22 protein-coding genes and 2 tRNA genes are annotated in these 24167 nt (G+C 65.9%); 15 read left to right on the top strand and 9 right to left on the bottom strand.

Going from position 1 to position 24167, the window contains the following annotated elements; genetic code table 11:
• Nucleotides 1-20: 20 nt before the first annotated feature.
• The 5 genes from ACSFBL_RS12880 to hrcA form a co-directional block, all read right to left on the bottom strand.
• The gene (locus ACSFBL_RS12880) at nucleotides 21-1085 is read right to left on the bottom strand and encodes a polyprenyl synthetase family protein (RefSeq protein WP_435516175.1); all 1065 of its coding nucleotides are present in this window, start codon (nucleotides 1083-1085) and stop codon (nucleotides 21-23) included.
• Nucleotides 1086-1241: 156 nt separating this feature from the next.
• The gene (locus tag ACSFBL_RS12875) at nucleotides 1242-2060 is read right to left on the bottom strand and encodes a hypothetical protein (RefSeq protein ID WP_435516174.1); all 819 of its coding nucleotides are present in this window, start codon (nucleotides 2058-2060) and stop codon (nucleotides 1242-1244) included.
• Nucleotides 2057-4396 carry an FAD-dependent oxidoreductase gene (locus tag ACSFBL_RS12870; protein WP_435516173.1) on the bottom strand — a complete coding sequence of 780 codons (2340 nt, stop codon included), beginning with the start codon at nucleotides 4394-4396 and terminating at the stop codon, nucleotides 2057-2059. The genes ACSFBL_RS12875 and ACSFBL_RS12870 overlap by 4 nt, the downstream gene beginning before the upstream one ends.
• 185 nt (nucleotides 4397-4581) lie before the next feature.
• Nucleotides 4582-4658 (bottom strand) — tRNA-Ile (locus tag ACSFBL_RS12865).
• A gap of 36 nt (nucleotides 4659-4694) precedes the next feature.
• Nucleotides 4695-5699 carry a heat-inducible transcriptional repressor HrcA gene (gene hrcA, locus ACSFBL_RS12860; protein WP_435516172.1) on the bottom strand — a complete coding sequence of 335 codons (1005 nt, stop codon included), beginning with the start codon at nucleotides 5697-5699 and terminating at the stop codon, nucleotides 4695-4697.
• A gap of 28 nt (nucleotides 5700-5727) precedes the next feature.
• Here hrcA and ACSFBL_RS12855 point away from each other — a divergent pair, with 28 nt between their 5' ends.
• From ACSFBL_RS12855 to rapZ, 3 genes are read left to right on the top strand one after another with little or no spacing between them, the layout of a single operon-like run.
• The gene (locus ACSFBL_RS12855; protein WP_435516171.1) at nucleotides 5728-6624 is read left to right on the top strand and encodes an NAD kinase; all 897 of its coding nucleotides are present in this window, start codon (nucleotides 5728-5730) and stop codon (nucleotides 6622-6624) included.
• A 1-nt stretch (nucleotide 6625) separates the two neighbouring features.
• Complete coding sequence (gene recN, locus ACSFBL_RS12850) at nucleotides 6626-8308, top strand: DNA repair protein RecN (RefSeq protein ID WP_435516170.1); 1683 nt, start codon at nucleotides 6626-6628, stop codon at nucleotides 8306-8308.
• A complete protein-coding gene (rapZ, locus tag ACSFBL_RS12845) occupies nucleotides 8305-9180 on the top strand; it encodes an RNase adapter RapZ (protein ID WP_435516169.1) in 876 nt (291 codons plus the stop codon). The genes recN and rapZ overlap by 4 nt, the downstream gene beginning before the upstream one ends.
• Nucleotides 9181-9196: 16 nt before the next feature.
• On the opposite strand, the gene mutY is transcribed toward rapZ, so the two are convergent.
• From mutY to mutM, 3 genes are all read right to left on the bottom strand, one after another.
• Nucleotides 9197-10234, bottom strand: a complete 1038-nt coding sequence (gene mutY, locus ACSFBL_RS12840) for an A/G-specific adenine glycosylase (protein WP_435516497.1) — start codon at nucleotides 10232-10234, stop codon at nucleotides 9197-9199.
• Nucleotides 10235-10333: 99 nt separating this feature from the next.
• Nucleotides 10334-12295 (bottom strand): dynamin family protein, encoded by a 1962-nt coding sequence (locus ACSFBL_RS12835; protein ID WP_435516168.1) that lies wholly within the window; start codon nucleotides 12293-12295, stop codon nucleotides 10334-10336.
• A 73-nt stretch (nucleotides 12296-12368) separates the two neighbouring features.
• Nucleotides 12369-13184, bottom strand: coding sequence for a bifunctional DNA-formamidopyrimidine glycosylase/DNA-(apurinic or apyrimidinic site) lyase (gene mutM / locus ACSFBL_RS12830; protein WP_435516167.1), 816 nt, complete (start codon nucleotides 13182-13184; stop codon nucleotides 12369-12371).
• 82 nt (nucleotides 13185-13266) lie between these two features.
• Between mutM and ACSFBL_RS12825 the strand changes: the two genes are divergently transcribed.
• From ACSFBL_RS12825 to ACSFBL_RS12790, 8 genes are all read left to right on the top strand, one after another.
• The gene (locus ACSFBL_RS12825) at nucleotides 13267-15093 is read left to right on the top strand and encodes a tetratricopeptide repeat protein (protein WP_435516166.1); all 1827 of its coding nucleotides are present in this window, start codon (nucleotides 13267-13269) and stop codon (nucleotides 15091-15093) included.
• A 35-nt stretch (nucleotides 15094-15128) separates the two neighbouring features.
• Entirely contained in the window at nucleotides 15129-15590 is a 462-nt protein-coding gene (locus ACSFBL_RS12820) for a lipoprotein insertase outer membrane protein LolB (protein ID WP_435516165.1), read from the top strand.
• On the top strand, nucleotides 15587-16447 hold the full coding sequence (gene ispE / locus ACSFBL_RS12815) for a 4-(cytidine 5'-diphospho)-2-C-methyl-D-erythritol kinase (RefSeq protein ID WP_435516164.1): 861 nt from the start codon (nucleotides 15587-15589) through the stop codon (nucleotides 16445-16447). The genes ACSFBL_RS12820 and ispE overlap by 4 nt, the downstream gene beginning before the upstream one ends.
• A 67-nt stretch (nucleotides 16448-16514) precedes the next feature.
• Nucleotides 16515-16591, top strand: a tRNA-Gln gene (locus ACSFBL_RS12810).
• A 78-nt stretch (nucleotides 16592-16669) separates the two neighbouring features.
• Complete coding sequence (locus tag ACSFBL_RS12805; protein ID WP_435516163.1) at nucleotides 16670-17647, top strand: ribose-phosphate pyrophosphokinase; 978 nt, start codon at nucleotides 16670-16672, stop codon at nucleotides 17645-17647.
• A gap of 96 nt (nucleotides 17648-17743) precedes the next feature.
• A complete protein-coding gene (locus ACSFBL_RS12800; RefSeq protein WP_435516162.1) occupies nucleotides 17744-18403 on the top strand; it encodes a 50S ribosomal protein L25/general stress protein Ctc in 660 nt (219 codons plus the stop codon).
• Between the two features lie 172 nt (nucleotides 18404-18575).
• Nucleotides 18576-19208, top strand: coding sequence for an aminoacyl-tRNA hydrolase (gene pth / locus ACSFBL_RS12795; protein WP_435516161.1), 633 nt, complete (start codon nucleotides 18576-18578; stop codon nucleotides 19206-19208).
• Nucleotides 19209-19241: 33 nt separating this feature from the next.
• Nucleotides 19242-19682, top strand: a complete 441-nt coding sequence (locus ACSFBL_RS12790) for a hypothetical protein (RefSeq protein WP_435516160.1) — start codon at nucleotides 19242-19244, stop codon at nucleotides 19680-19682.
• Here ACSFBL_RS12790 and ACSFBL_RS12785 read toward each other — a convergent pair.
• Entirely contained in the window at nucleotides 19679-19990 is a 312-nt protein-coding gene (locus ACSFBL_RS12785; protein WP_435516159.1) for a YfhL family 4Fe-4S dicluster ferredoxin, read from the bottom strand. The two genes, ACSFBL_RS12790 and ACSFBL_RS12785, sit on opposite strands and share 4 nt — an antisense overlap.
• A 148-nt stretch (nucleotides 19991-20138) precedes the next feature.
• On the opposite strand from ACSFBL_RS12785, the gene ACSFBL_RS12780 reads away from it, so the two are divergent.
• The 4 genes from ACSFBL_RS12780 (at nucleotide 20139) to ACSFBL_RS12765 (ending at nucleotide 24096) form a co-directional block, all read left to right on the top strand.
• The gene (locus ACSFBL_RS12780) at nucleotides 20139-21089 is read left to right on the top strand and encodes an ABC transporter permease (protein ID WP_435516158.1); all 951 of its coding nucleotides are present in this window, start codon (nucleotides 20139-20141) and stop codon (nucleotides 21087-21089) included.
• A 298-nt stretch (nucleotides 21090-21387) separates the two neighbouring features.
• A complete protein-coding gene (locus ACSFBL_RS12775; RefSeq protein ID WP_435516157.1) occupies nucleotides 21388-22269 on the top strand; it encodes an ABC transporter permease in 882 nt (293 codons plus the stop codon).
• A gap of 7 nt (nucleotides 22270-22276) precedes the next feature.
• A complete protein-coding gene (locus ACSFBL_RS12770; protein WP_435516156.1) occupies nucleotides 22277-23266 on the top strand; it encodes an ABC transporter ATP-binding protein in 990 nt (329 codons plus the stop codon).
• A complete protein-coding gene (locus ACSFBL_RS12765; RefSeq protein ID WP_435516155.1) occupies nucleotides 23263-24096 on the top strand; it encodes an ATP-binding cassette domain-containing protein in 834 nt (277 codons plus the stop codon). Before ACSFBL_RS12770 ends, ACSFBL_RS12765 begins: the two co-directional genes overlap by 4 nt.
• Nucleotides 24097-24167: the final 71 nt, after the last annotated feature.

Here is a 24167-nt window from a genome sequence, read left to right as displayed (position 1 = left end):
GACGCGTGGGGACCGCAGGCTCAATGGACGCGCTGCAGCACCCATGTCGGCATCGCACGCAAGAAGCTCAGGTCGCGACTGGGCGCCTGGTCGGGGAAACAGCGCTCGAATTCGCACAGCGCGGCGCCGGCCATGCCTGCCGCGACGCCCCGCGCATGCGCCATCGAGCCGCAGCGGACGATCAGGTCGTGCGCCCACTGGATTTCGTCCACGCTGCGCGCCTCTCGCGCGAGTCGCAGAAAGCGCTCCAGGCGCAGGCGATCGGCGCGCGGCGCATGTTCGAGCGCGTGAATGATCATCAGCGTTCGCTTGCCTTCGCGCAGGTCGCCGTCGGCCTCCTTGCCGTAGCTCGCGCCACTGTCAAGATTCAACAGGTCGTCCTGAATCTGGAACGCGCTGCCGATGAAGTTGCCGAGCCGCACCAGCCGATCGACGTCGTAGCGGCCGCGCGATCCGATCAGGCAGCCCACTCTCAACGGGTGGATGAAGGCCAGCCAGCACGTCTTGAGCAACACCATCGTGAGGTAGTCCTCTTCGCTGACATCGAGCCGCGACTCGCGCTGCCATCCGAGCTCCAGCGCCTGGCCTTCGGCACTCGCCCAGGCCGTCCGTTCGGTCTCCTCGAAAATCTGCAGCGCCAGCGACATCCCCAGTCGCTCGAAGTTCGCCTTCAACGGCGCCAGGCTCAGCAACCCGAGCGCGTCGCCCGCGTTGAGCGCCAGCGGTACGCCGTGCAGAGCATGCAGCGTCGGCGAGCCGCGGCGCTGATCGCTCTCGTCTTCGATGTCGTCGTGGATCAGCAGCGCGTTGTGCAGCAGCTCGATCGAGACGGCCGAAGCCACGGCGTCCTCAAGATCCGCACCGAAGAGCCGTGCCGTCGCAAGACAGATGCAGGGCCGCAGCATCTTGCCGCCACGGCGCGGATAGTCCGCGAGCAGTTCGTCGAGATAGCTGCGCGGCGCATTCGTAGGCAGCCAGCGCTTGACCTGTCGCCGGACCAGCGACCCATACTCGTCGAGCACTTCCTGCACCAGGCTGTCGTCGACCGCCTCGAACGCCGGGCGCTCCCCAAAAACAGCAGCCATCTCAGTGCCCCCCACGATCGCGTCGTGACCCCTGACGCATAAAACGATGCGACCAAGCCCAGAAACCCCGCGGAACCGGCTCCGCCGGTCCGCCGGGGTTGCCCCCGGAGAGGGGGTTGGCGGCCACACGAAGTGGGCAAGCCTGGGGGTGATCTCTCATAGCCTGATCTCGATGAAGCCCACCTGCGTGCCATCGGCAGCGCACACCGCCGCACTCCAGACACCCGGTGGATTCTTCGCCGTCGTCGTGACGACGAGCACCGTTGCGTCCTTTTCGCGCACCAGTGAAGCTTCGAGAGGCTCGGCATCGAGCGCCGAGCCGTGATGGAACAGCAGGTCCGTGCGTGCCGCGTCGTGCACGGAAATCCATTCGACGTCGAGCACGCGCACGAAGCGCCTGACGGATTTCTCCCCGTGGCGCACCTGCATGGCCTGCACCTGCGCCTGGGAAGTCCGCGACGCGTACGCAGACGTCGGCGCAGCCGATGACGGAGGCGCATCCTGTGTGCGCTCCTTCTCCTTGTCAGGCGAAGCCCCGTCGCGATGGGCGGACTTGCCGGCGCCCTTCCTGGTCAGGCCGAACGCCGATCCGAGCGCGTCGTACTCCGCCCTCATCACGCGGCGCAGCGCGCTCTGCGGGTCCCCGGCCGCGCCTTCGAACCATTCGATCATCAGCAGCATGGCCCGCTTCATGAGCCGCTCGGTCGCGTCGACCGGCTGCGCCGCACTCTTGACGCCGGCTCGGCTCGCCGCCCCGCCGAGATGGCTTGCGAGCCGGCGTCCCCGGGACAGTTGGGCATCGGCAACCTTGTAGCCCAGCTGGACAGCCGCAATGACCGCGTCGGAGGTCGTCTGCATCGGCACGCCGCCGAAGGTCTCGCCCGCTTGTTCGCCCTCGGCGCTGCGATACACGCCACCGAAGTTGCGATTGGGTCGGGTGACCGGGAGAACCGGCCGCTTCCAGTCTGTGCTCATGGATGGTGGTATCCGACGATCATGTTGGGATCGAGACGGCCGCTGATCGCGTGCGCGGCGAGCATGCCCGACATGACCGCCGCCTCGACACAGCCCCCGTTGAAGCCGCAATCCGTCCAATCGCCGGCCACCGTCATGTTGGCGATCCCGGGATCGAGCGGCGAGATGCGAGCCGTGCCACTGCCCGGCAGGGACTGCGTGTAGCGATCGCGCGGCGCGCTGTTGTCGCGCACGTACTGGTCGGATATGCCGCCCTGCTTGGTTCCGTCGGCGGAAACCAGCGAGTCCAGCGGTGTCTGCTTGTCGGCGTAGGCCTCGGGCCAAAGGGTCTTCATGCGCGTCCTCAGGAAGCCCTCCAGTTCCTCTTCCAGACCTTCGGTGCGGCCGAGGTCGGCGCGATGTTTCTCGTCGGGCACGACGCCGCAGAAATACGAGATCGACCTGATCTTGTCGGCGCCCGGCTTTTGACCGCCGGGCCGATGAGCCCGCTCCGCCGCGAGGATGTGCGTCATGTCGGCCCAGGTCTCGTAGCGACGCGAAACCTTTTTGCTGCCGTCGCGAAGCGGGGCGTCCAGGCCAGCGACGATCACCGGGCCGCGGTCCCAGCCAAGCTCTTCGACATCCTTCGACATCCATACCTGCGCGGAGCGCGTGCCCACGGTCTTCACGTGCTTGTCCATGAGTTTCCACGCAGGCAATTGCTTGAACGGATCCTGCGTGGATTTTTTGCATGCCTCGACGAAGTCATCCTTGCCGACGGCCAGCACCACGGCATCGAAGTCGTCCTGATTCAATTCGAACGCGGGACAGTCCTCCGCTGCCTTCTCCGGACCGAAAGCCTCGGCCCGCTTCTGCGGCCAGCATCCTTTCGCATCGAGCGGTGAGCCTTCCAGCGCTTGCGGATCTCCCCCGGGTTTGAATCTCAACGATGTCACCCGAGGCTGGCGGCCCTCGAAGTCGAACTCCACACCCACCAGCGGATGGAGGAACTTGAAGCTCACGCCGCGTGCCTTCATCACACGGTACAGGGGCGCGAAGATCGCGTCGCCCATGCCGGATCGGAGACGCCAGAACATCGAACCCCGGTAGGTGAAGAACATGCGCATCGCCCCGCGAAGGGCCTGCGCGGCCGAGAGCGAAGGCTTGCGGTGGTCGCCATTGCGGTAGGCGAACACCAGGTCGTAGATGCCGCAGACGAGCGGCGAATCGAGCGCTCCGGTCGTCGCGCCGTGCTTCTGCAGCCAGTCCCGGTAGTCGATGCCGTCGATGACGTCGAGGCCACGCGGGTCGAAGAAGACGCGGTCACGGTACAGGCCGATGAGGATGGTCATCAGCAGATCGAGAATCTCCGTCTTCCGGCGCACTTCCTCGTCGATCAGGACGACGTCCTGAAGTTGACGCCGCGCATTGGTCGCCAGGGCCTCGATGAATTTCAGGATCGACGAACTGATCTGCGGTGCCGGGTTCTGTTCGCGCAGCCAGCTTTCGACGAAGCTGGCGGCCTGGAGAAGGCCTGCGGCGGAGGTCAGTAACGCGCCCCGGGCCAGCACGGTCAGGCGCTCGATCAGGACGTCCGGCGCATCGGAGGGGTCGAACGAGAAGTCGAGTTCGACCGCCTCGTCCAGCGCGGAGCGCGCACGCGGGCCGCGTCGCTCGCTTCCCTGCTCGGTGCGCGCTGGGGCCAGCACGCTCTGCATCAGCGACTTGGCGAGCGCCAAGGCCCGCGCCAGGTAACCCCAGAGGCTGAAAGGGTTGGTGGCCGCATCCATCGGGTCGCCGGGCTGTCCCTTCATCGGCGGAAGGAATGCGGTCCAGACCTCCCACGCGCCGCCATGTCGGCTGGCCACGCCGATGTGAGGCTCGGGCGCAAATGCATCGACGAAGCGGTCGTGCGGCAGCGGACCGATCGCGAACTTCGGATCCGGCTTGCGCCGCGCTTTCTCGACCTCGTCGTAGCACTCCCGCATCATCCGAAAGGCGTTTTCGTAGAAGCCCAGCCAGACATGCAGGCCGTGCTCGAGGATGCGTCCGTGTTCGTCTCGCACCGACGCGCCCTTGCCGCCGAGCCGCTCGCTCGCCTCGTAGACCGTGATCTCGTAGAACGGCCATCCCTCGGTCGAGCGCCGCTCCTCGGGCGTGGCCTCAGGTCGGAGCCGCCTCTTCCGTTCGTCATTCAAGTTGAGGAGCTGCCATGCCGTCGCCAAGCCGGCACAGCCGCCTCCGACGATCGTGACTCGCACGGTCTCGGCGGAATACTCTGTCGAATCGGGCACGCCTTCGCGCGAAGTCGCAGGCACGGGCATCTCGGGCCCGCTGCCGCCGCCGAGAGTGTTCAATCACTCCTCCAATCGTATTTTTTTGTGGCGTTTTGACCTACTGCTTCCGCCTCTGCGGATAGTGACGAGTCAATCGGTCAACGTCAAGATGACCCGGCTTGCGATTGGGTAAGGGGGACAGGGAAGCGGACGCGCATGGCCCGAGACGTCGAACTGGCGCCCGACTTCGCCATGGAGGCTGGTGGTGGTAGGCCGTCCTGGGCTTGAACCAGGGACCAACGGATTATGAGTCCGCTGCTCTAACCAACTGAGCTAACGGCCCACGCGCCGACGATTCTAGTGGGCCGGAGACCCAGCCCTACTTCCGGTGGCTCAACGCGTTGGTGACCAGCTTCGACGTGATGTCGACGATCTGGATCATCCGCTCGTACGGCATGCGCGTCGGGCCGATGACGCCCAGCGTCCCGACCACCTGACCATCGACCTCGTAGTTCGCGCTCACGATCGACAGGTCGTCGAAAGGCACGACCTGGCTTTCGCCGCCGATGAAGATGCGCACGCCCTCCGCCTGGCTCGACACGTCGAGCAGGCGCATCAGTTGCGCCTTCTGTTCGAAGAGCTCGAACGCGCGGCGCAGATGGCTCATGTCGCTCGAAAAGTCGGTCACCGCCAGCAGATTGCGCTCGCCGGCGATCACCACCTCATCCTGCGCCTCCGTCAGCACCTCGGAACTCACCTGGACGGCCGCCTGCATCAGCGCGGCAATCTCGCCGCGCAATTGCTCGACCTCGGACTGGAGCCGGTCGCGAACCTGTTCGATCGACAGCCCGGCATAGTGGGCGTTGATGTAGTTCGATGCCTCGACCAGTTGCGACTGCGAATAGTCGGCCTCCGGAAAGATGACCCTGTTCTGCACATCGCCGTCGGGCGACACGATGATGACGAGCAGGCGGCGGTCGGAGAGCCGCAGGAACTCGATCTGCCGGAACACGGACGCCCGACGCGGCGCCATGACGACACCCACGAACTGCGACAGGTTCGACAGCAGGTTCGCGGCGTTCGCGATCACCTTCTGCGGTTGGTCGGGGGCCAGGCTCGGGGTGGAAAACTGCTCGCGCTGCGCGGTCAACATGGTGTCGACGAAGAGCCGATAGCCGCGCGCGGTCGGAATGCGCCCCGCCGAGGTGTGCGGGCTCGCGATGAGCCCCAGCCCCTCGAGGTCGGACATCACGTTGCGGATGGTCGCTGGCGAAAGATCGAGCCCCGACGCACGGGACAAGGTGCGCGAGCCGACGGGTTGCCCTTCGGCGATATAGCGCTCGACGAGAGTCTTCAGCAGCAACTTGGCGCGGTCGTCCAGCATCGGGCAATTTTAATGTTGTAATTTGTAGATGACCTCCCGCTTTCGGCATGTCGCGCTCATAGGTAAATACCAGGCTTCCGGAGCCCGGGCGCAATGTGGTGCGCTGGACAACGTCATGGGAGGCATCGGCGCCTTCCTCGAGGCGCAAGGCTGCAAGGTGTTCGTCGAGCAGTCGAAAGGCGACGATGTCGAGGTGGGGCCCTATCCTGCCCTGACGGTCGAGGAAATCGGCGAAGAGTGCGATCTCGCGCTCGTGGTCGGGGGCGACGGCACCATGCTCGGCATCAGCCGCCAGCTTGCGCCGTACGGCGTTCCGCTGATCGGCATCAACCGGGGGCGCCTGGGTTTCATCACCGACATTTCGCTGGACAACTACCAGGCGACGCTCATCCCGATGCTGGCCGGCGAGTACGAGGAAGACCACCGCAGCCTGATGCACGCCCAGGTGATGCGCGACGGCACCTGTGTCTTCGACGCGCTTGCCCTGAACGACGTGGTGGTCAATCGCGGCGCCACCTCGGGCATGGTGGAGCTGCGCGTCACGGTCGGCCGCCATTTCGTGGCCAACCAGCGCGCGGACGGCATGATCATCGCGTCCGCCACGGGTTCGACAGCCTATGCGCTCTCGGCGGGCGGCCCGTTGCTGCACCCCGCGGTGCCGGGATGGGTGATGGTGCCAATCGCGCCCCACACGCTCTCCAACCGGCCCATCCTCCTGCCGGACGAAGACGAGGTCTCGATCGAACTTGTGGGCGGACGCGACGCCAGCGCCAGCTTCGACATGCAATCCCTGGCTTCCCTGGCGATCGGCGACCGGGTCGTGGTGCGCCGTTCGGAGTACCGCGCCCGCTTCCTGCATCCCAAGGGCTGGAGCTATTTCGACACCCTGCGCAAGAAACTGCATTGGAACGAAGGAGGTTCCTGAAATGGCATTGCGCCGCATCGCCTTGCGCGATTTCGTGATCGTGCGCACCCTGGAGCTCGATCTTTCCACCGGCTTCACCGTCCTGACCGGGGAAACCGGAGCAGGCAAATCCATCCTGATCGATGCGCTGCAGTTGGCACTCGGCAATCGGGCGGATGCTGGTTCGGTGCGCGAAGGCGCGGAGCGCCTGGACGTGAGCGCCGAGTTCGACGCCGACCCCTCGCTCGCCGGCTGGCTCGACGACGGTGGCTTCGAGACGGGCGATGCCTTGCTGCTGCGACGCACGGTCGACCTGCAAGGGCGCAGCCGCGGCTGGATCAACGGCAGCCCGGCCACCGCGACGCAATTGCGCGAGCTCGGCGACCACCTGCTGGACATCCACGGCCAGCACGCATGGCAAAGCCTCACGCGGCCCGACGCCGTGCGCGGCTTGCTCGACGCCTATGCCGGCGTCAGCACCTCCGCGCTTGAAGGCAGCTGGCAGGCCTGGCGGCAGGCGATCACTGCCCTGGAGAACGCACGCTCCGCGCAGGATTCGCTGCAGCGCGAGCGGGAGCGCCTTCAATGGCAGGTGGCCGAAGTGGCGAAGCTGGCACCCGGCGAAGACGAGTGGGAAGAACTGTCCGCGAGCCATACGCGCATCTCCAACGCCCAGGCGCTCATCGACGCGGCCGAAGGCGCATCCACCGCACTCGAGGACGACGACAGCGGTGCGCTCGCCGCGTTGGGTCGCGCTTTGACGCAGCTGCAGAACTGCGAACACATAGAACCCGAATTCAAGGCCCTTGGCGAAGTGCTGGCCTCGAGCGTGGCGCAGGCGTCCGATGCCGCGCATTCGCTGCACAGCTACCTCCGCCAGGCCGACACCGATCCGGAGAAGCTCGCCGAACTCGACGAGCGCATGGGGCTCTGGATGTCCCTTGCGCGCCGGTACCGGCGCCCGCCTGCCGAGCTGCCCGCCCTGCTCTCGGGTTGGCAGGCCGAGCTCCAGGCGCTCGACGCCCAGAGCGATCTCGACGCGTTGGAGCGTGCCGAGCAATCGACACAGCAGGCCTACCTGAAGGAAGCCAAGGCCCTGGGAAAGGCACGCAAGCAGGCGGCGCCACGGCTCGCCCTTGCGGTGACGCAGGCCATGCAGGAACTCGGGATGAAAGGCGGCCGTTTCGAAGTCGAACTGCAGCCGTTGCAGCAACCCGGTCGTTCTGGCCTCGAAGACATCGCTTTCCTGGTGAGCGGCCACGCGGGAAGCACGCCGCGCTCGATCGGCAAGGTGGCGTCGGGCGGCGAGCTCTCGCGCATCGCCTTGGCCATTGCCGTCACCACCAGCGAGCTCGGGGCGGCGCAGACGCTGATCTTCGACGAGGTCGATGCGGGTGTCGGCGGCGCCGTGGCCGAGACGGTGGGGCGCCTGATGAAGCAGCTCGGCCGCGACCGGCAGGTGCTGGCCGTCACTCACCTGCCGCAAGTGGCCGCCTGTGCGGATCACCACCTCGTCGTGGCAAAGCGCCAGACGACGGTCAAGGGCCAGGCAGGGCCCCGCACCGAAAGCGGCGTGTCCGTGCTGGACGGGGAAGCGCGCGCGCAGGAAATCGCGCGCATGCTGGGCGGCGAGCGCGTCTCGGCCACGTCGCTGGCGCATGCGCGCGAAATGCTGGGCGCGAAGACGGCGGAGACCTCTCCATGAGTCTGGAGCTGGTGCTCATCACCGGCATGTCGGGCTCCGGCAAGTCCGTGGCGCTTCATGCGCTCGAAGATGCCGGCTACTACTGCGTCGACAACCTGCCGCCCGAGCTGCTGGCACCCTTCGTCGCCCTGCAACAGCAGCAGAGCGCCAAGCGCGTCGCCATTGCGATGGACGTGCGAAGCGGTGTCTCCCTGCCCCTGGTGCCCCAGCAGCTCGAGGGCCTTCGGCGTGAAGGCGTTTCGTTGCGATCGCTGTTTCTTGACTCCACCACCGATGCACTGGTGCGCCGCTTCTCGGAAACCCGGCGTCGCCATCCCCTGTCGCGGCAGGAAGGTCGCACCGACGCGCCCGAACAGCAACGCGTGCTGGTCCAGGCCATCGAACTCGAGCGCGAACTGCTCGCGGACCTGCGCGATGGCGCGGACGTCATCGACACGAGCATCATCCGCCCCTCGCAGTTGCAGAGCTATGTCAAGGCGTTGATTTCGGCGCCGGAGAGCGCCCTCACGCTGGTCTTCGAATCCTTCGCGTTCAAGCGCGGCGTGCCGCTGGACGCCGACTATGTGTTCGACGTGCGGATGCTGCCCAACCCGCACTATGTTCCCGCCTTGCGTCCGTTGACCGGCCGCGATGCGCCTGTGATCGACTGGCTGCGCGAACACGACGACGTCGCCCGCATGTACGGCGACATCAAACAGTTTCTCGGCCGCTGGCTGGATGCACTTGCACGAGACCATCGCAGCTACGTGACCGTGGCGATCGGTTGCACAGGTGGCCAGCATCGCTCGGTCTTCCTTGTGGAGCAACTGGCGCGCGGCTTTGGCGCGCAATGGGCGGCGCTGAAGCGCCATCGGGAACTCGACGGGGCCTGAAGCCCGCGGTAAAGGCTCAGCCGCCGTGGGCCAGCAGCTTCCGCACGGGAGCGGGCAGGCCGAGGGCGGGCCATTCATCCGCACCGTACCAGCGTCCGTCTTCACTGGCCGGGCGGACGGCCTGGGAGACCACCGACACCGGATGCAGGTGGAGGTCCTTGTGCGTGAGCACGTGGAGAAAGGCTGCTTCGTCGCGGGCGCCTTCGCGATCTTCGGTCGACAGCGCTTCAATCAAAGCCGCCCGCGTCTCGAAGATGGGCAGGCAATAGAGACCTGCCCAGATGCCGCGGGACGGACGCTTCGCGAGCCACACGTGGCCTTCAGCGTCGCGAGCCAGCAGCATCCAGAGGGATTGGGCGCTGCGCCGCAGCTTGCGGGTCTTGACGGGATAGCTCTCGGGCGTGCCCTCCTGGCGTGCGACGCACACGTCGTTCACCGGGCAGATGATGCAACTCGGCTTCCGCGGCAAGCAGACCGTCGCGCCCAGATCCATCAGCCCCTGCGTGTAGCGCGCGATCGCCTTGGGCTGCGTCGGGGGCGGCAACAATTCGGTCGCCTCGTTCCACAAGATCCGCTCCTGCGCGGCAGAAGAAAGATCGCCATCGAAACCGAGCACGCGCGTCAGCACCCGCTTCACATTGCCGTCGAGAATTGCGACGCGCTCGCCGAAGCAGAACGCTGCGATCGCGGCAGCGGTGGATCGGCCGATGCCGGGCAAAGTCTGCAGTTCCGCCGCCGTACGCGGAAACGCGCCGCCAAAGCGCGCGACGATGTCCTGCGCACATCGGTGCATGTTTCGCGCGCGGCTGTAGTAGCCGAGGCCGCTCCAGAGTGCGAACACCTCGTCTTCTGTACCGGCAGCAAGGTCCAGCACCGTGGGAAAGCGGTCGAGAAAGCGCGCGAAATAACCGAGCACGGTCGAGACCTGGGTCTGCTGGAGCATGACTTCCGACAGCCAGACCCGATACGGGTCCTGCGTGTTCTGCCACGGCAGTTTGCTGCGCCCGTGGCTGCGCTGCCATCCGACGACGCGCCCGGCGAACACCGGCGCCAATGCCTGAGCGGCTTCGACGCCCTCGCGGTTTGAAATCTTGGCGCTCAAGAACAGAAGTGATCGGCGGCTACAGGCAGTGACCCGACTCGGGCGGCCGCTTTACGCCGCACTGAGTTCGCTGCGCGCCGCGGAAGCATTCGGCGCCTCGTTGCCCGCGAGCACCGATGTGAGTTCGTCCAGGCGCCTGTGGAGTTCGGCCAGGTTGCTCTCCTGTGCGGAAAGTTCCGCCAGTCGTTCGTCGAGGTTGCCCGCGGCGCCCTGGATGCGCTCGACGGCCTCGATGCGCTTCGTGAAAGTCTTGCGCCGTTCCTTGAGCTGCGCATCCAGCTGCGCACCCGCGCCCTTGCTCCAGCGCTCGACCTCGGTCATGGCAGCCTCGTTGACCACACGCAGCCGACTCGCCAGCGCGCGCACGAGCTTGTCGCAGAAGTCGGGCTGGGCGAGCTTAAGCAGATTGCCGACACCGAGATAGTGGACGTGGCTGTGTTCGATCTGCGTCAGCTGCTGCTCGAAATCCGACAGGTCGGGCTCGGCCGGCGCCTGCAAGGTAAAGCCGTGCTCCGCATTGAGCTGCCGGAAGGTCGCGTGCAGCATCGACTGGATCTCGGCGGTGGTCGCCTGGACCTCACGCAGGTTGTTGCGCAGCGAGTCGAAGGTTTCGCCGTACACCTTGCGCACGTTGAACTTGATGCCTCGGCGCTTCAGGGCAGCGGCGAGGCGACCCATGTCCGCCTTGAGGGCCGTGCTGCCCAGCACCGCGTAAACCTCGCGCAACAGCTTGCCCTGCACCGACCGCAGGGCCAGGATGCGGGTGTTGCTGCCTTCGAATTCGGTTTGCTCCTGCTCTATGCGCGATCGCATGTGGCGGATGACGGAACCGTTCTTGCCACGCAGGCCCTGCAGTTCCAGCGCCTGTTCGGAGAGGTCGCGCTGCCGCACGTTGAGGATGCGCGCCGCTTCGGTCCGCAGCGACGCGATGCCGGCGTCCACGGCCAGGCGAAGCATCGTCTCGCGTTTGCCGAGCAGGCCCTCCCCGAGGACGGCTTCCAGCGCCGGAAGGCGGCTCGCCTGCAGGAGGGGAACGTCACGACGGATCTTGGCCTGCAGGCCCTTCTGCGCCGAGACCGGCAATACCTGCGACAGCGGCACGCCGAGCAGGTCCGCCGCGCCCTTGCGCTGACGCTGGATCTGCGCATCGACCTGCGCGGGCGTGCTGAGGATGTCCCACATCGTGTCGATCTTGTTCAGCACCACGATGCGGGTCTCGCTGACGTCGCCTTCGGTGATGAGGTGCTCCCGCCAGATCGAGAGGTCGGACCGCGTCACGCCGGTGTCCGCACCCAGGATGAACACCACGGCGTGGGCCTGCGGGATCAGGCTCACCGTGAGTTCGGGCTCGGCGCCGATCGCGTTGAGGCCGGGCGTGTCGAGAATCACCAGGCCCTGCTCGAGCAGAGGGTGCGGCATGTTCAGCACCGCATGGCGCCAGCGGGGAATCTCGACGCGCCCGTCGGAATCGGGCACCGGGTTGTCGTCCGGCGCGTCGTCGCTCCAGAAGCCCAGCGCGCGGGCATCGTCCTTGGGTACCCACCGCACCTCGGCGACCTTGCTCATCGCCAGGGACAGTTGCTCGGCGTTTTCGACGTCGATCTCGATCTCGGTCCAGCGCCCGGGTTCGTCGCGCCAGTGCGCGAGCGAATGGGGTTCGAGCCGCGTTTCGATGGGGAGCAGGCGCAGGCTGGGCGGATGTGCAGCGTCGTAGCCCAACTCGGTCGGACACATCGTGGTGCGCCCCGCGCTTGCCGGCATGATGCGGCGACCGTAGCCGGCGAAGAAGATCGCGTTGATCAGCTCGGACTTGCCGCGCGAGAACTCCGCGACGAAGGCCACCATGACCTTGCTGGTGCGAAGTTGCGACTCCACATCCCGCAAACGCTCGGCGACGCTCTGATTCAGCAGCTCGTTCTCATCCAGCCAGCGCGAAAGCCACTTGAGACGGTGCGCGAAGTTGCGCCGCCAAGTACCGTGCTGGTCGAACTGCTGGTTGAAAGAGGCGGTCAATGGGCTAAATGTAAGAGCGACTTACAAAATATAGCATCGGCATGGCGTTGCGTCGTCATTCGCCCGATGGGTTTCAGTACTTTTGGCAATTTGGGCAGAAATACGTCGATCGTTGGCCTTGGCGCATCTGCCGAATGGGTGTTTTGCACACTCTACAGGGCTCGCCGGCACGACCATAGACCGTGGCCTCCAATTGGAAATAGCCACTTTGCCCGTCGATATTCGAGAAATCACGAAGAGTGCTTCCGCCGCGCTCGACTGCCCTCGCCAGGATGCCGCGCACGGCCGCGTGAAGGCGTGCCGCGCGCGGTCGGCTGATGCGGGAAGCCGACAGCGTCGGCCGGATTCCAGCGAGAAACAGCGCTTCGGAGGCGTAGATGTTGCCCACGCCGACCACCACATCGCCGGCCAGCAAGACCTGTTTGATGGGGGCAGAGCGCCGCCGCAGGCCGGCCTGGAACGCATCGAGATCGAAGGTATCCCCGAGCGGCTCCATGCCCAGGCCGCCAAGCAGCTTGATGGCCTGGGGCGATGCCTCGTCCTCGACATAAACCACCGCGCCAAAGCGGCGGGGATCATTCAGGCGCAGCGTGCCGCGGCTCGTGACCAGATCGAAATGGTCGTGCGCAGCCGGCGCGGGCAGTGCCGCGTCGAAGCGGAGGCTGCCCGACATCCCCAGGTGCATCAGCAGCAAGCCGGCATCCAGGTCGACCAGGAGATATTTGCCACGGCGTCGCACCGTTCGAACGACGCGCCCGACGAGCGCGTCAGGTTCGACTGCGAGCGCCCACCGCAATGGCTTGCCCACGCGCACCGCGTCGATGCGGGCGCCGGCGATTCGGTCGGCAAAACCGCGGCGGGTGACTTCGACTTCAGGGAGTTCGGGCATGGGAGAAGACTGACACGAAAAACCCGCCGGCGCCGTAGCCCCACGCGACCATCATGCAAAAGCCTTGGATTATTATGGTCCGATGACTTTTCCGCTCCGCCGATCCCGCCTTGCGGCGGCCGCGTTCGTGGCTCTGACGGGGCTTGCCGCCCAGGCGCAGACTGAACCGCCCGCTCCCGCAGCCCCCACGAGCCCCGCGCCCCTGATTGAACCGGGCGAACCGGTCGTATCTCCGGCCGCTGCGTCTTCAGACGCAGACAAGAACCCGGCGCAGCCCTCCGCGATGACGGCCGAGCTCTTCTATGAGGTTCTCATGGGCGAGCTCACCGTGCGCGAGGGCGACCCCGGCTCGGGCTACGGAATGGTCCTCGACGCCGCCCGGCGCTCGCGAGACGGCAAACTCTTTCAGCGAGCGGTCGAGATCGCCCTCCAGTCGCGATCAGGCGACGCCGCGCTGGCGGCTGCGCGCGCCTGGAAAGAGAGCGTGCCCGACTCGCGGGAGGCGCGGCGTTTCGAACTGCAGATCCTGATCGCGATGAACCGCATCGGCGAAACCACCGAACTCCTTCGCGCAGAAGTGGCAGCGACGCCGCAGGTCGAGCGCCCCTTCCTGATGGCCGTGATCGCGCGCAACTACGGCAGGGCCACCGACAAGAAGCTCGCGGCTTCGGTCGTCGAACAGGCGCTGTCCGATGAACTCAAGAACCCGGCGACCGCTGGTGCCGCGTGGGGGACCGTAGGGCGGCTTCGACTCGCAGCGGGTGATACCGCGGGGGCGCTCGATGCGGCCATCAAGGGGCAGGAGATGGATCCTTCATCGGATGGCCCGGCCCTGCTGGCGCTCGAGTTGATGGATCCCAGCCAACCCCAGGCAGAGGTCATCGTCAAACGCTACTTGGCGGGGCCGAAAGTGCAGCCGGAAATGCGCATGGCGTACGCGCGGGTGCTGGTGGAGGGACGACGCTACGCCGATGCGTCCGCCGAACTCACAGCACTCACGGCGGCCCGCCCCGAGCTGCCCGAACCCTGGCTGCTGCTCGGAAGCCTTCAGGTCCAGGCTCGACAGGACGCGGCGGCCGAAGCGTCGCTCAGGCGCTACATGTCGCTTGCCAGCTCGCAGCGCGATCCGGATGCGCAGGAGCGTGGCTTGACACAGGCTTATCTGCTGATGTCCCAGCTTTCGGAACGGCGCAAGGACTTCGCGGGCGCCGACAGCTGGCTGGCGCGCATCGACAACACCGAAGACCTGGTCGGCGCGCAAGTGCGCCGGGCTGCCCTCCTCGCCCGCCAAGGCAAGCTGCCGCAGGCGCGCGAACTCGTCCGCAGCCTGCCCGAGCGGACAGCCGACGAAAAGAAGCAGAAATTCCTGGCCGAAGTCCAGCTGCTCCGCGACGCGAAGCAGTATCAGGCGGCTTTCGACATGCTGGCCCAGGCGAGCGCGGCAGCCCCCACCGACACGGACCTGATCTACGACCAGGCAATGGTCGCCGAGAAGCTCAATCGTTTGGACGAAATGGAACGCCTGCTGCGACGCCTGATCGAGCTAAAGCCCGACAACCAGAACGCCTACAACGCACTCGGCTACTCGTTCGCCGATCGCAAGGTGCGGCTGGAAGAGGCGCGCACGTTGATCCAGAAAGCCGTGCAACTCGCGCCGGATGATCCGTTCATCGCGGACAGCCTGGGCTGGGTCGAATATCGGCTCGGCAATACTGGCGACGCCATGCGCATCCTGGAAGACGCGTACAAGCGTCGCCCCGATCCCGAGATTGGTGCGCACCTCGGTGAAGTGCTGTGGGCCACGGGTCAACGCGATCGCGCGCTGACCATCTGGAAGGAAGCCTCCCTGGCCGATGCAGACAATGAGACGCTGCAGGAAACGCTCAAGCGCCTGCGCGTGAAACTTTGAATCGACGACTGTTGCTGGCGGCCGGCTGTGCCGGCATGTTGGTGGTTGCAGGTTGTGCGAGCCCGGGCGGTCCGGCGAGACCGTACGACGGATCCGTCGTCCAAGCGTGGAGCGGACGTCTTTCGCTGAGGGTCGACGGTCAACCTGCGCAGACCTTTTCAGCGCTTTTCGAGCTCCGCGGAGCGGCGCAGGCGGGCGAGCTCACGCTGACGAGCCCGATCGGCAGCACGCTCGCCCAACTCCACTGGGCCCCAGGGGAAGCATTGCTCAAGAACGGCAGCGAGACGCGGCGCTACGGGTCCGTGGATGCCTTGATCGAGGCCGCGACGGGTGCTGCCATACCCGTCGGTGCCCTGTTTGCCTGGCTGGCGGGTCGCGACGAGCGCGTACCCGGGTGGCGGCCAGACCTTTCCCAGGTCGGCACGGGACGGCTGCAAGCAACCCGCGAATCGCCCGAGCCTCGCGCCGACCTGCGTATCGTGTTCGAACGCGCATGAACGCGATTTACGACCTTCCGGCGCCGGCCAAGCTCAACCTCTTTCTGCACATCACTGGCCGGCGTGCGGACGGGTACCACCTGCTCCAGTCGGTGTTCATGCTGATCGACTGGTGCGACACGCTGCATGTCGAACGACGTCACGACGGGATCATCACCCGCGAGGACCTCACGACAGAATTGCCCGTCGACGACCTGACCGTGCGCGCCGCCAAGGCGCTGCAAGCCTTCGTGCAACCGAGGCAGGGTGCCCACATCGGGATCGCCAAGCACGTGCCGGCTCAGGCGGGGATGGGCGGCGGCTCCTCCGACGCGGCGACTTGCCTGCTGGCGCTGAATCGGCTCTGGGGTTTGAATCTGCCACTGTCGAAACTCGAGGAGATCGGGCTCCAGCTTGGCGCGGACGTTCCTTTCTTCCTGCGAGGACGCAACGCCTGGGTCGAAGGCATCGGCGAGACAATCACGCCCATCGCGCTGCCCGCAGGCCACTTCGTCGTCGTGAAACCACCGGCCGGATTGGATACCCGACTCATTTTTGCAGCACCAGACCTCCAACGCTCAACTCCCGCTGCTATAATCTCGGGCTTTGCTGCACACAGCGAAGCGGGAGTTTCAGATTTCCGCTTTGACTTCGGTCATAACGACCTGCAGCCGGTTGCACAGCGGCTCTGCCCCGCGGTCACCGAAGCCATCGAATGGCTCGGTCGCCAAGGATTAAAAGGCCGCATGACCGGTTCGGGAAGTTCGGTGTTTGCGACAATGCCGCATGAAGCGGAACTCGCCGAAGCGCCTCAGGGCTGGCAGGTTCGCAAGTGCAGCAACTTGGCCGTTCATCCCCTCGAGGGCTGGGCGGTCTAGAAAATCAGAGCGCTCTGCGGTCTGATGCGACATATATCGGTTGATGACGTTGGTCATCGACCCGTGTAGGGGAGTCGCCAAGCTGGTTAAGGCACTGGATTTTGATTCCAGCATGCAAAGGTTCGAATCCTTTCTCCCCTGCCAAATCTTCTTTCACGAGATTTTTGGCGGCTCCTTCAAGAGCCATTTCGCATTTGCCGGATGCACTTTGCCGGGACGCTCATGCAGGCTGCTCACAACCCTGACTTCATGGTTTTCACCGGCAACGCCAATCCTGGCCTTGCCGCGGAAATTTCGCAGCATCTGGGCACTTCGCTCGGTGCAGCCCGCGTTGGTCGCTTCTCGGACGGTGAAGTCACCGTCGAGATCAACCAGAACGTTCGGGCGCGCGATGTGTTCGTCGTGCAATCCACCTGCGCACCCACCAACGAAAACCTGATGGAACTGCTCATCATGGTCGACGCTCTCAAGCGCGCGTCGGCCGAGCGCATCAGTGCAGTGATCCCCTATTTCGGTTATGCGCGCCAGGATCGCCGTCCTCGCTCGAGCCGCGTGCCGATCTCCGCCAAGGTTGTCGCCAATCTTCTCGAGACCGTAGGTGTGGCCCGCGTGTTGACGATGGACCTGCACGCCGATCAGATCCAGGGCTTCTTCGACATTCCGGTAGACAACATCTATGCTTCCCCGGTGTTGCTCGGCGATCTGCGCCAGAAGAATTACGAAGACCTGATCGTCGTTTCGCCCGACGTCGGCGGCGTGGTTCGCGCCCGTGCGCTGGCAAAGCAATTGAACTGCGACCTCGCGATCATCGACAAGCGCCGTCCACGCGCCAATGTGAGCGAAGTCATGCACGTGATCGGCGAGATCGACGGCCGCAACTGCGTGATCATGGATGACATGATCGACACGGCCGGCACGCTGGTCAAAGCCGCCGAAGTGCTCAAGGAGCGTGGCGCCAAGAAGGTGTACGCGTACTGCACGCACCCGATCTTCTCGGGCCCCGCCATTGAGCGGATCGCCAAGGGCACCGCCCTCGACGAAGTGGTCGTCACCAACACGATCCCGCTTTCCGACGTCGCGACGGGCTGCGGAAAGATCCGCCAGCTCTCCGTGGCGCCGCTGATCGCCGAAACGATCCAGCGCATCGCCAAGGGCGAGTCGGTCATGAGTTTGTTCTCGGACCAGGAAAACCTCTTCTGAGGATTTCCTGGCGAGCAAAAAGCCGGGCTTCCTTCGGGAAGCCCATTTTGAAACCGGAGTCGCACTGGTCGCGGTCGACTTCCACAGGAGCCAGTTATGAAATTCGTCGCTTTTGAGCGCGCAAAGCAGGGCACGGGTGCGAGCCGCCGTCTCCGCATCTCGGGCAAGACGCCCGGTATCGTCTACGGTGGTGAAGGCCAGCCCCAGCTGATCGAAATCGATCACAACGCGCTGTGGCACGCCCTCAAGAAGGAAGCCTTCCACTCGTCCATCCTCGAGATGGAACTCGCCGGCAACAGCACCAAGGTGCTGCTCCGTGACGTGCAGTACCACCCGTTCCGTCAGCTCGTGCAGCACATCGACTTCCAACGCGTCGATGCCCGCACCCGCATGACTGTCAAGGTGCCGCTGCACTTCAAGGGTGAAGAAGAGTCCGTGGCCGTCAAGCTCGACCACAACCTCGTGAACCACGTGATGAACGAACTCGAAGTCAGCTGCCTGCCGGCCGACCTGCCCGAGTTCATCGAAGTCGACCTCTCCGGCCTGACGAAGAACGCCACCGTCCACGTCAACGACATCAAGCTGCCGAAGGGCGTGAAGTTCGTGAGCCACGGCAAGGTCAACCCCGTGGTCGTGTCGGCCGTGCCGCCGCTGGTTGCGGAAGAGCCCGCTGCCGGCGCCGAAGGCGCTGCTGCTGAAGGTGCTGCCCCCGCAGCCGCAAAGGCGGACGCCAAGGCCCCCGCAAAGAAGAAGTAATCAACTTCGCCCAGCCAAGAACGGCCCGCCAAGTGCGGGCCTTTTTTTTGGCGGGGCCGCCGCGCCCGGCCGCCCGAAGCGGCCGGCCCGCCCCCGGCAGGGGGTAGGCGTACCGACACGAAGTGCGGGCAGCCTGGGGGCGAGCAACCGCTCTCCACAATATCATTCCGTCATGATCAAGTTGTTCGTAGGCTTGGGCAATCCAGGCCCGGAGTACGAAGCCACGCGGCACAACGCGGGCTTCTGGTGGATCGATGCCCTCGCGCGCGATCTCAAGCTCACCCTTTCGCCGGAGCGGTCCTATCACGGACTTGTCGCGCGCGCGCAGGTCGGCGGCAAGCCGCTGTGGCTGCTTGAGCCGCAGACCTTCATGAACCTTTCGGGCAAGTCGGTCGCGGCACTGGCGCGATTCTTCAAGATCGAGCCGGGCGAGATCCTGGTCGCCCACGATGAACTCGATGTGGTTCCCGGTCAGGCCAAACTGAAGCTGGGCGGAAGCCATGCGGGCCACAACGGTTTGCGCGACATCCACGCCCAACTTGGCACAGCCGACTATTGGCGTCTGAGACTGGGCATCGGCCACCCCGGCGTGAAGTCGGAGGTCGTCAACTGGGTGCTGAAAAAACCGCTCAAGGAACAACGCGAGGCAATCGACGACGCGATCGTCCGCACGCTGCATGCTTTCCCGGCTCTGGTGGCCGGCGAGATGGACAAGGCGACATTGCTCATCCACACGAGCAAGCCGCCTCGCCCCAAACCACCGAGGCGAGAGCCCGATGGCGGGGGCGAACCCGCCGCGGGCTAGCGGAAGAGAGAAGAGAAAAGGGAGCAATAAAAAATGAAACTGTCACACCATCGGATCGCCAGGCAAGGCGCCGTCTTCCTCGCGGGAGCATGCCTTCAATGGGCCGCCCTCGCAGCGGATGGCGTCAATGGAACCTGGCGCTGCGGCAACACCTACACGGACCAACCTTGCCAGGGCGGCAAGGCGCTGGACATCGAAGACACGCGCGATGCCGCTCAGAAGCGCGCCGCCGACCAGACGACGCGTGATGCCCAAGCCGCGGCCGATCGCCTGGAACGGGATCGTCTGCGCCTGGAGTCGACAAGTGCACGCGCATCACTGATCGACAACAAGCCTCGGTCGACCGCGAAATCGTCCCGCCAGGACAAGAATGGCGCGCAAAAGCCGAAGAAGGCCAAGAAGGACCCGGTCTTTGTGAGCGGCCCGGCCTCGCCGCCGACGAAGAAGGCCTCGAAGTCCGCGAAGAAGAGCTAGGAAGCGGACGCGGCTGCAGGCGGCGGCATGCCGCCTGCAGCGCCACCCTGATCAGCCTGTTTCGCAGCCGTGAGGCGCTGGAACTTCTGCCAGAGCGTCTCACGCGATTCGACGTGCTCGGGGTTGGTCGGGATGCAGGCGACCGGGCACACCTGAACGCACTGCGGTTCGTCGAAGTGGCCAACGCATTCGGTGCACTTGTGCGGATCGATCTCGTAGATCGCCTCGCCCATGTAGATGGCGTCGTTCGGGCACTCCGGCTCGCACACATCGCAGTTGATGCATTCGTCGGTGATCATGAGAGCCATGGCTGCATTATCGATGGGCCGTCGCCCGGGCCGTCCCGGCTCGGCCGAAGCCCCCACATGGGACAGTGAGGACGCAAGCGCCGAACCCGGGGACTGACATGGTCGGGCATGGTCGTTGCGTCAATCGGGTTATGCTGCGCCCCGCCCCATGAGCCTGTTTCTTTTCAAGCGCCTCGTGACGCTGATCGCCACCCTGATCGGCGCCTCCATCATTGTCTTTCTCGTCCTCGAGATCCTGCCCGGCAACGCCGCGCAGATGCTCATGGGCCCCGACGCGTCGCCCGACGCCGTCGCCGCCCTCGCGGCCAAGCTCGGGCTCGACCAGCCAGCCTGGACCCGCTACTGGCACTGGATCGGCGGCTTGCTCACGGGCCAGCTTGGCGACAGCTATGCCTACAGCTCGCCGGTGCTCGACCTGATCCTCGAACGGCTCGCGTTGACCGTCCCGCTGGCCCTGCTCGCGATGACCATCACGACCTTGCTGGCGCTGTTCGTCGGCGTGACTGCCGCAGCCCGACACAACAAGCTCGGCGACGTCGGGCTGATGGGCCTGACGCAGGTGGGCATCGCCATTCCCAACTTCTGGTTCGCGATCCTGCTCATCCTCGTGTTCTCGGTGCAGCTGCAATGGTTTTCGGCCGGTGGCTTCGAGGGCTGGGACGAAGGCATCCTCCCCGGTCTGAAGGCGTTGCTGCTGCCCGCGCTATCGCTCGCCGTGGTGCAGGCGGCGATCCTCGCGCGCATCACGCGCTCCGCGGTACTGGAGGTGATGCGCGAGGACTTCGTCCGCACCGCCCGCGCCAAGGGCGTGTCGCAGCGTGCGGTGCTCTGGCGCCATGTGCTTCGCAATGCGCTCATTCCCGTCATCACGGTGATGGGGATGCAGTTTTCCGAACTTCTGGCCGGCACCATCGTGGTCGAGAACGTCTTCTACCTGCCCGGCCTCGGGCGGCTGATCTTCCAGGCCATCAGCAATCGGGACCTGATCGTGGTGCGCAATTGCGTGATGCTGCTGGCTGCCATGGTCGTGATCGTCAACTTTGTCGTCGACGTGCTCTACGCAGTCATCGACCCTCGCATCAAAGCATCAGATATATGAAGCCCCCCGGCTTTTCACTGCGCTTCGCTTTGTGTAGCTCCACCCCCCAAGGGGGAGGCGCGGCTCGCCTTGGGGCGCCCCGGCGGCGGCCGCTGGGTACGAAGCCCCCCGGCTTTTCACTGCGCTTCGCTTTGTGTAACTCCACCCCCCAAGGGGGAGGCGCGGCTCGCCTTGGGGCGGCCCGGCGGCGGCCGCTGGGTACGAAGCCCCCAGGCTTTTCACTGCGCTTCGCTTCGTGTAACTCCGCCCCCCGAGGGGGAGGCGCGGCTCGCCTTGGGGCGGCCCGGCGGCGGCCGCTATGAGCGCGCTTCCCGCTTCGGCGCCCAACTCTGCGGCCCTCAAGGTGCCGGGCTTCTGGCGTCGCGCGCTGCATCACCGCAGCTTCGCGATCGGCGCGGCGCTCACGTTGCTGCTGCTATTGGCTGCGGCAGTCTCGCTGGTCTGGACGCCCTGGTCGCCCTACGAGATGGACCTGGCCAGCAAGTTGCAGCGACCCAGCGCCGCGCACTGGCTGGGTACGGACACCTTCGGGCGCGACGTCGCATCGCTGCTGCTGGTCGGCGCGCGCGCGTCCATCCTGGTCGGCGTGATCGCGGTGGGCATCGGCCTCACCATCGGGACCGCCCTCGGACTGCTCGCCGCGGCCAGACGGGGCTGGGTCGAGGAAGCGATCATGCGCTTCACCGACTTCTCGATGGCCTTCCCGGCCATCCTCTCGGCGATCATGATGACGGCCGTGTTCGGTGCCGGCATCGTCAACGCCATCATCGCCATCGGCATCTACAACATCCCGACCTTCGCGCGCATCACGCGCGCATCGGCCAACGCCATCTGGTCGCGCGAATACATCGCGGCGGCACGTGCCTGCGGCAAGGGCTCGTTCGCGATCACGATGCAGCATGTGCTGCCGAACATCTCGGCGGTGCTGATCGTCCAGATCACGATCCGCTTCGCTGTCGCGATCCTTGCCGAGGCCGCGCTTTCCTACCTTGGCCTCGGCACGCAGCCGCCGCAGCCGTCCTGGGGCCGCATGCTGAGCGAGGCACAGACCATGATGTTCCAGGCGCCCCTGCTCGCCGTGTTCCCGGGCATGGCGATCGCCCTGGCGGTTCTCGGCCTTAATCTCCTCGGCGACGGACTTCGCGACCTGCTCGACCCGCGCCTTGCGCGCGCCCGCTGAATCCGACATGCCCCTACTCGAAGTCAACAATCTCCACGTGCAGTTGCAGACGCAGCGCGGTCCGGCCGAGGCGGTGCGCGGCATCGACTTCACGCTCGAGCGCGGCGAGACGCTCGGCATCGTCGGTGAATCCGGCTGCGGCAAGTCGATCACGGTCCAGTCGTTGATGGGGCTGCTGCCCTCCAGTGCCCGGGTGAGCGGCAGCATCCGCTTCGACGGCACGGAACTCGTCGGCCTGCCCGAAGCCGACATGTGCGCCTTGCGCGGCGACCGTATCGGCATGATCTTCCAGGAGCCGATGACGGCGCTGAATCCGGTTCATACCATCGCGCGGCAGGTCGGCGAGCCCCTGCGGCTGCACCGCGGCCTGTCGAAAGCAGATGCCCGCAAGGAAGCGCTCGCGCTCCTGGAACGCGTGGGCATTCCCGATGCCGCATCGCGTCTCGACGCCTATCCGCACCAGTTCTCCGGCGGCCAGCGGCAGCGGATCGGCATCGCGATGGCGCTGGCCTGCGGACCCGATCTGCTGATTGCGGACGAACCGACGACCGCCCTCGACGTCACGATCCAGAAGCAGATCCTCGAACTCATCCGCGGCCTGGTCGCCGAACGCGGCATGGCGCTGATCCTGATCTCGCACGACCTCGGCGTCATCGCGCAGAGCGTCTCGAAGATGCTCGTCATGTACGGCGGCAGCGTGGTCGAAAGCGGGCCGACCGCGGCCGTCTTCGCCGAGCGCGCCCACCCGTACACGCAAGGCCTGTTCGCGGCCCGGCCTGCGCTCGGCGCGCCGCGCGGCGTGAAGCTCGCCACGATCAGGGGCAGCGTGCCTGAACTGTTCGACCTGCCTGCAGGATGCCCTTTCGCGGGGCGCTGCAGCTACACGGTCGATGCCTGTCTCTCGACGCGCCCGCCGCCGGTCCTGCTGCCGCACGACCATCGCGTGCGCTGCATCCGTCTCGACGAGATTGCCGCCGAAGAAGGCGTGGCCGCATGACCGACCGCTTCGATCCCGACCCGCACTCGGCCGCGCTGCTCGAGGTCACCGACCTCGTGCGCCACTACACCCTGCCGCGCGAGCGCCTCTTCGGCTCGCCGCCAATGGTGAAGGCGCTCAACGGCGTGAGCTTCAGCATCCGACCCGGACAGAGCCTGGGCATCGTCGGCGAATCGGGTTCGGGCAAGTCGACCATCGCACGGCTGGTGATGGCGCTCGACCGGCCGACATCGGGCAGCGTGAAGCTGCTCGGCCGCGATCTCCACACCTTGCCCAAGGACCAGCTGCGCGCGGCGCGGCGCGATGTGCAGATGGTGTTCCAGGATCCGTACGGCTCGCTCGACCCGCGCCAGACCGTGGCACGCATCGTCGCCGAACCGCTCGAAGCGCTCGCCGAAACCAGCCGCGCCGAGCAGCGCGAGCGGGCCGGCGAATCGCTGGCCGCCGTGGGGCTGCGCGCGAGCGACCTCCACAAGTACCCGCACGAATTTTCCGGCGGGCAGCGGCAACGCATCGCGATCGCACGCGCGCTGATCACGCGGCCCAGGCTCATCGTGGCCGACGAGCCGGTGAGCGCGCTCGACGTCTCGGTGCAGGCCCAGGTGCTCAACCTGATGCAGGACCTTCAGCAGCAGTTCGGCATCAGCTACCTGCTCATCAGCCATGACCTGGCGGTCGTCAACCATCTGTGCGACGAAGTCTGCGTGCTGCACCGTGGCCTGGTGGTCGAACGCGGCGCGCCGCAGCGGCTCTTCGCGCATGCGGAACACCCCTACACCCAGGCGTTGCTGGCCGCAGTGCCGCGCGCCGAGCCGGTGATCGCGTCATGAGCAAATGCTTGCCCAGCGGCCGGCAGCTCGCGATGATGTAACGTTGTATTTCCACACCCTCAGCTTTTCCC

Source organism: Variovorax glacialis (assembly GCF_051216375.1).
Classification (GTDB): Bacteria; Pseudomonadota; Gammaproteobacteria; order Burkholderiales; family Burkholderiaceae_C; genus Variovorax.
This window is presented reverse-complemented; position numbering and strand designations above follow the sequence as displayed.

Excerpts from the sequence above, each read along its gene's own strand:
- ACSFBL_RS12780 (WP_435516158.1), top strand. The coding sequence starts at position 20,139 with ATGAGCCTGTTTCTTTTCAAGCGCCTCGTGACGCTGATCGCCACCCTG.
- ACSFBL_RS12775 (WP_435516157.1), top strand. The coding sequence starts at position 21,388 with ATGAGCGCGCTTCCCGCTTCGGCGCCCAACTCTGCGGCCCTCAAGGTG.
- ACSFBL_RS12805 (WP_435516163.1), top strand. The coding sequence starts at position 16,670 with ATGCAGGCTGCTCACAACCCTGACTTCATGGTTTTCACCGGCAACGCC.
- ACSFBL_RS12790 (WP_435516160.1), top strand. The coding sequence starts at position 19,242 with ATGAAACTGTCACACCATCGGATCGCCAGGCAAGGCGCCGTCTTCCTC.
- hrcA (WP_435516172.1), bottom strand. The coding sequence starts at position 5,699 with ATGCTGGACGACCGCGCCAAGTTGCTGCTGAAGACTCTCGTCGAGCGC.
- mutM (WP_435516167.1), bottom strand. The coding sequence starts at position 13,184 with ATGCCCGAACTCCCTGAAGTCGAAGTCACCCGCCGCGGTTTTGCCGAC.
- ACSFBL_RS12820 (WP_435516165.1), top strand. The coding sequence starts at position 15,129 with ATGTTGGTGGTTGCAGGTTGTGCGAGCCCGGGCGGTCCGGCGAGACCG.
- rapZ (WP_435516169.1), top strand. The coding sequence starts at position 8,305 with ATGAGTCTGGAGCTGGTGCTCATCACCGGCATGTCGGGCTCCGGCAAG.
- pth (WP_435516161.1), top strand. The coding sequence starts at position 18,576 with ATGATCAAGTTGTTCGTAGGCTTGGGCAATCCAGGCCCGGAGTACGAA.
- ACSFBL_RS12875 (WP_435516174.1), bottom strand. The coding sequence starts at position 2,060 with ATGAGCACAGACTGGAAGCGGCCGGTTCTCCCGGTCACCCGACCCAAT.
- ACSFBL_RS12770 (WP_435516156.1), top strand. The coding sequence starts at position 22,277 with ATGCCCCTACTCGAAGTCAACAATCTCCACGTGCAGTTGCAGACGCAG.
- ACSFBL_RS12825 (WP_435516166.1), top strand. The coding sequence starts at position 13,267 with ATGACTTTTCCGCTCCGCCGATCCCGCCTTGCGGCGGCCGCGTTCGTG.
- ACSFBL_RS12785 (WP_435516159.1), bottom strand. The coding sequence starts at position 19,990 with ATGGCTCTCATGATCACCGACGAATGCATCAACTGCGATGTGTGCGAG.
- ACSFBL_RS12855 (WP_435516171.1), top strand. The coding sequence starts at position 5,728 with ATGACCTCCCGCTTTCGGCATGTCGCGCTCATAGGTAAATACCAGGCT.
- recN (WP_435516170.1), top strand. The coding sequence starts at position 6,626 with ATGGCATTGCGCCGCATCGCCTTGCGCGATTTCGTGATCGTGCGCACC.
- ACSFBL_RS12765 (WP_435516155.1), top strand. The coding sequence starts at position 23,263 with ATGACCGACCGCTTCGATCCCGACCCGCACTCGGCCGCGCTGCTCGAG.
- ACSFBL_RS12800 (WP_435516162.1), top strand. The coding sequence starts at position 17,744 with ATGAAATTCGTCGCTTTTGAGCGCGCAAAGCAGGGCACGGGTGCGAGC.
- ACSFBL_RS12880 (WP_435516175.1), bottom strand. The coding sequence starts at position 1,085 with ATGGCTGCTGTTTTTGGGGAGCGCCCGGCGTTCGAGGCGGTCGACGAC.
- ispE (WP_435516164.1), top strand. The coding sequence starts at position 15,587 with ATGAACGCGATTTACGACCTTCCGGCGCCGGCCAAGCTCAACCTCTTT.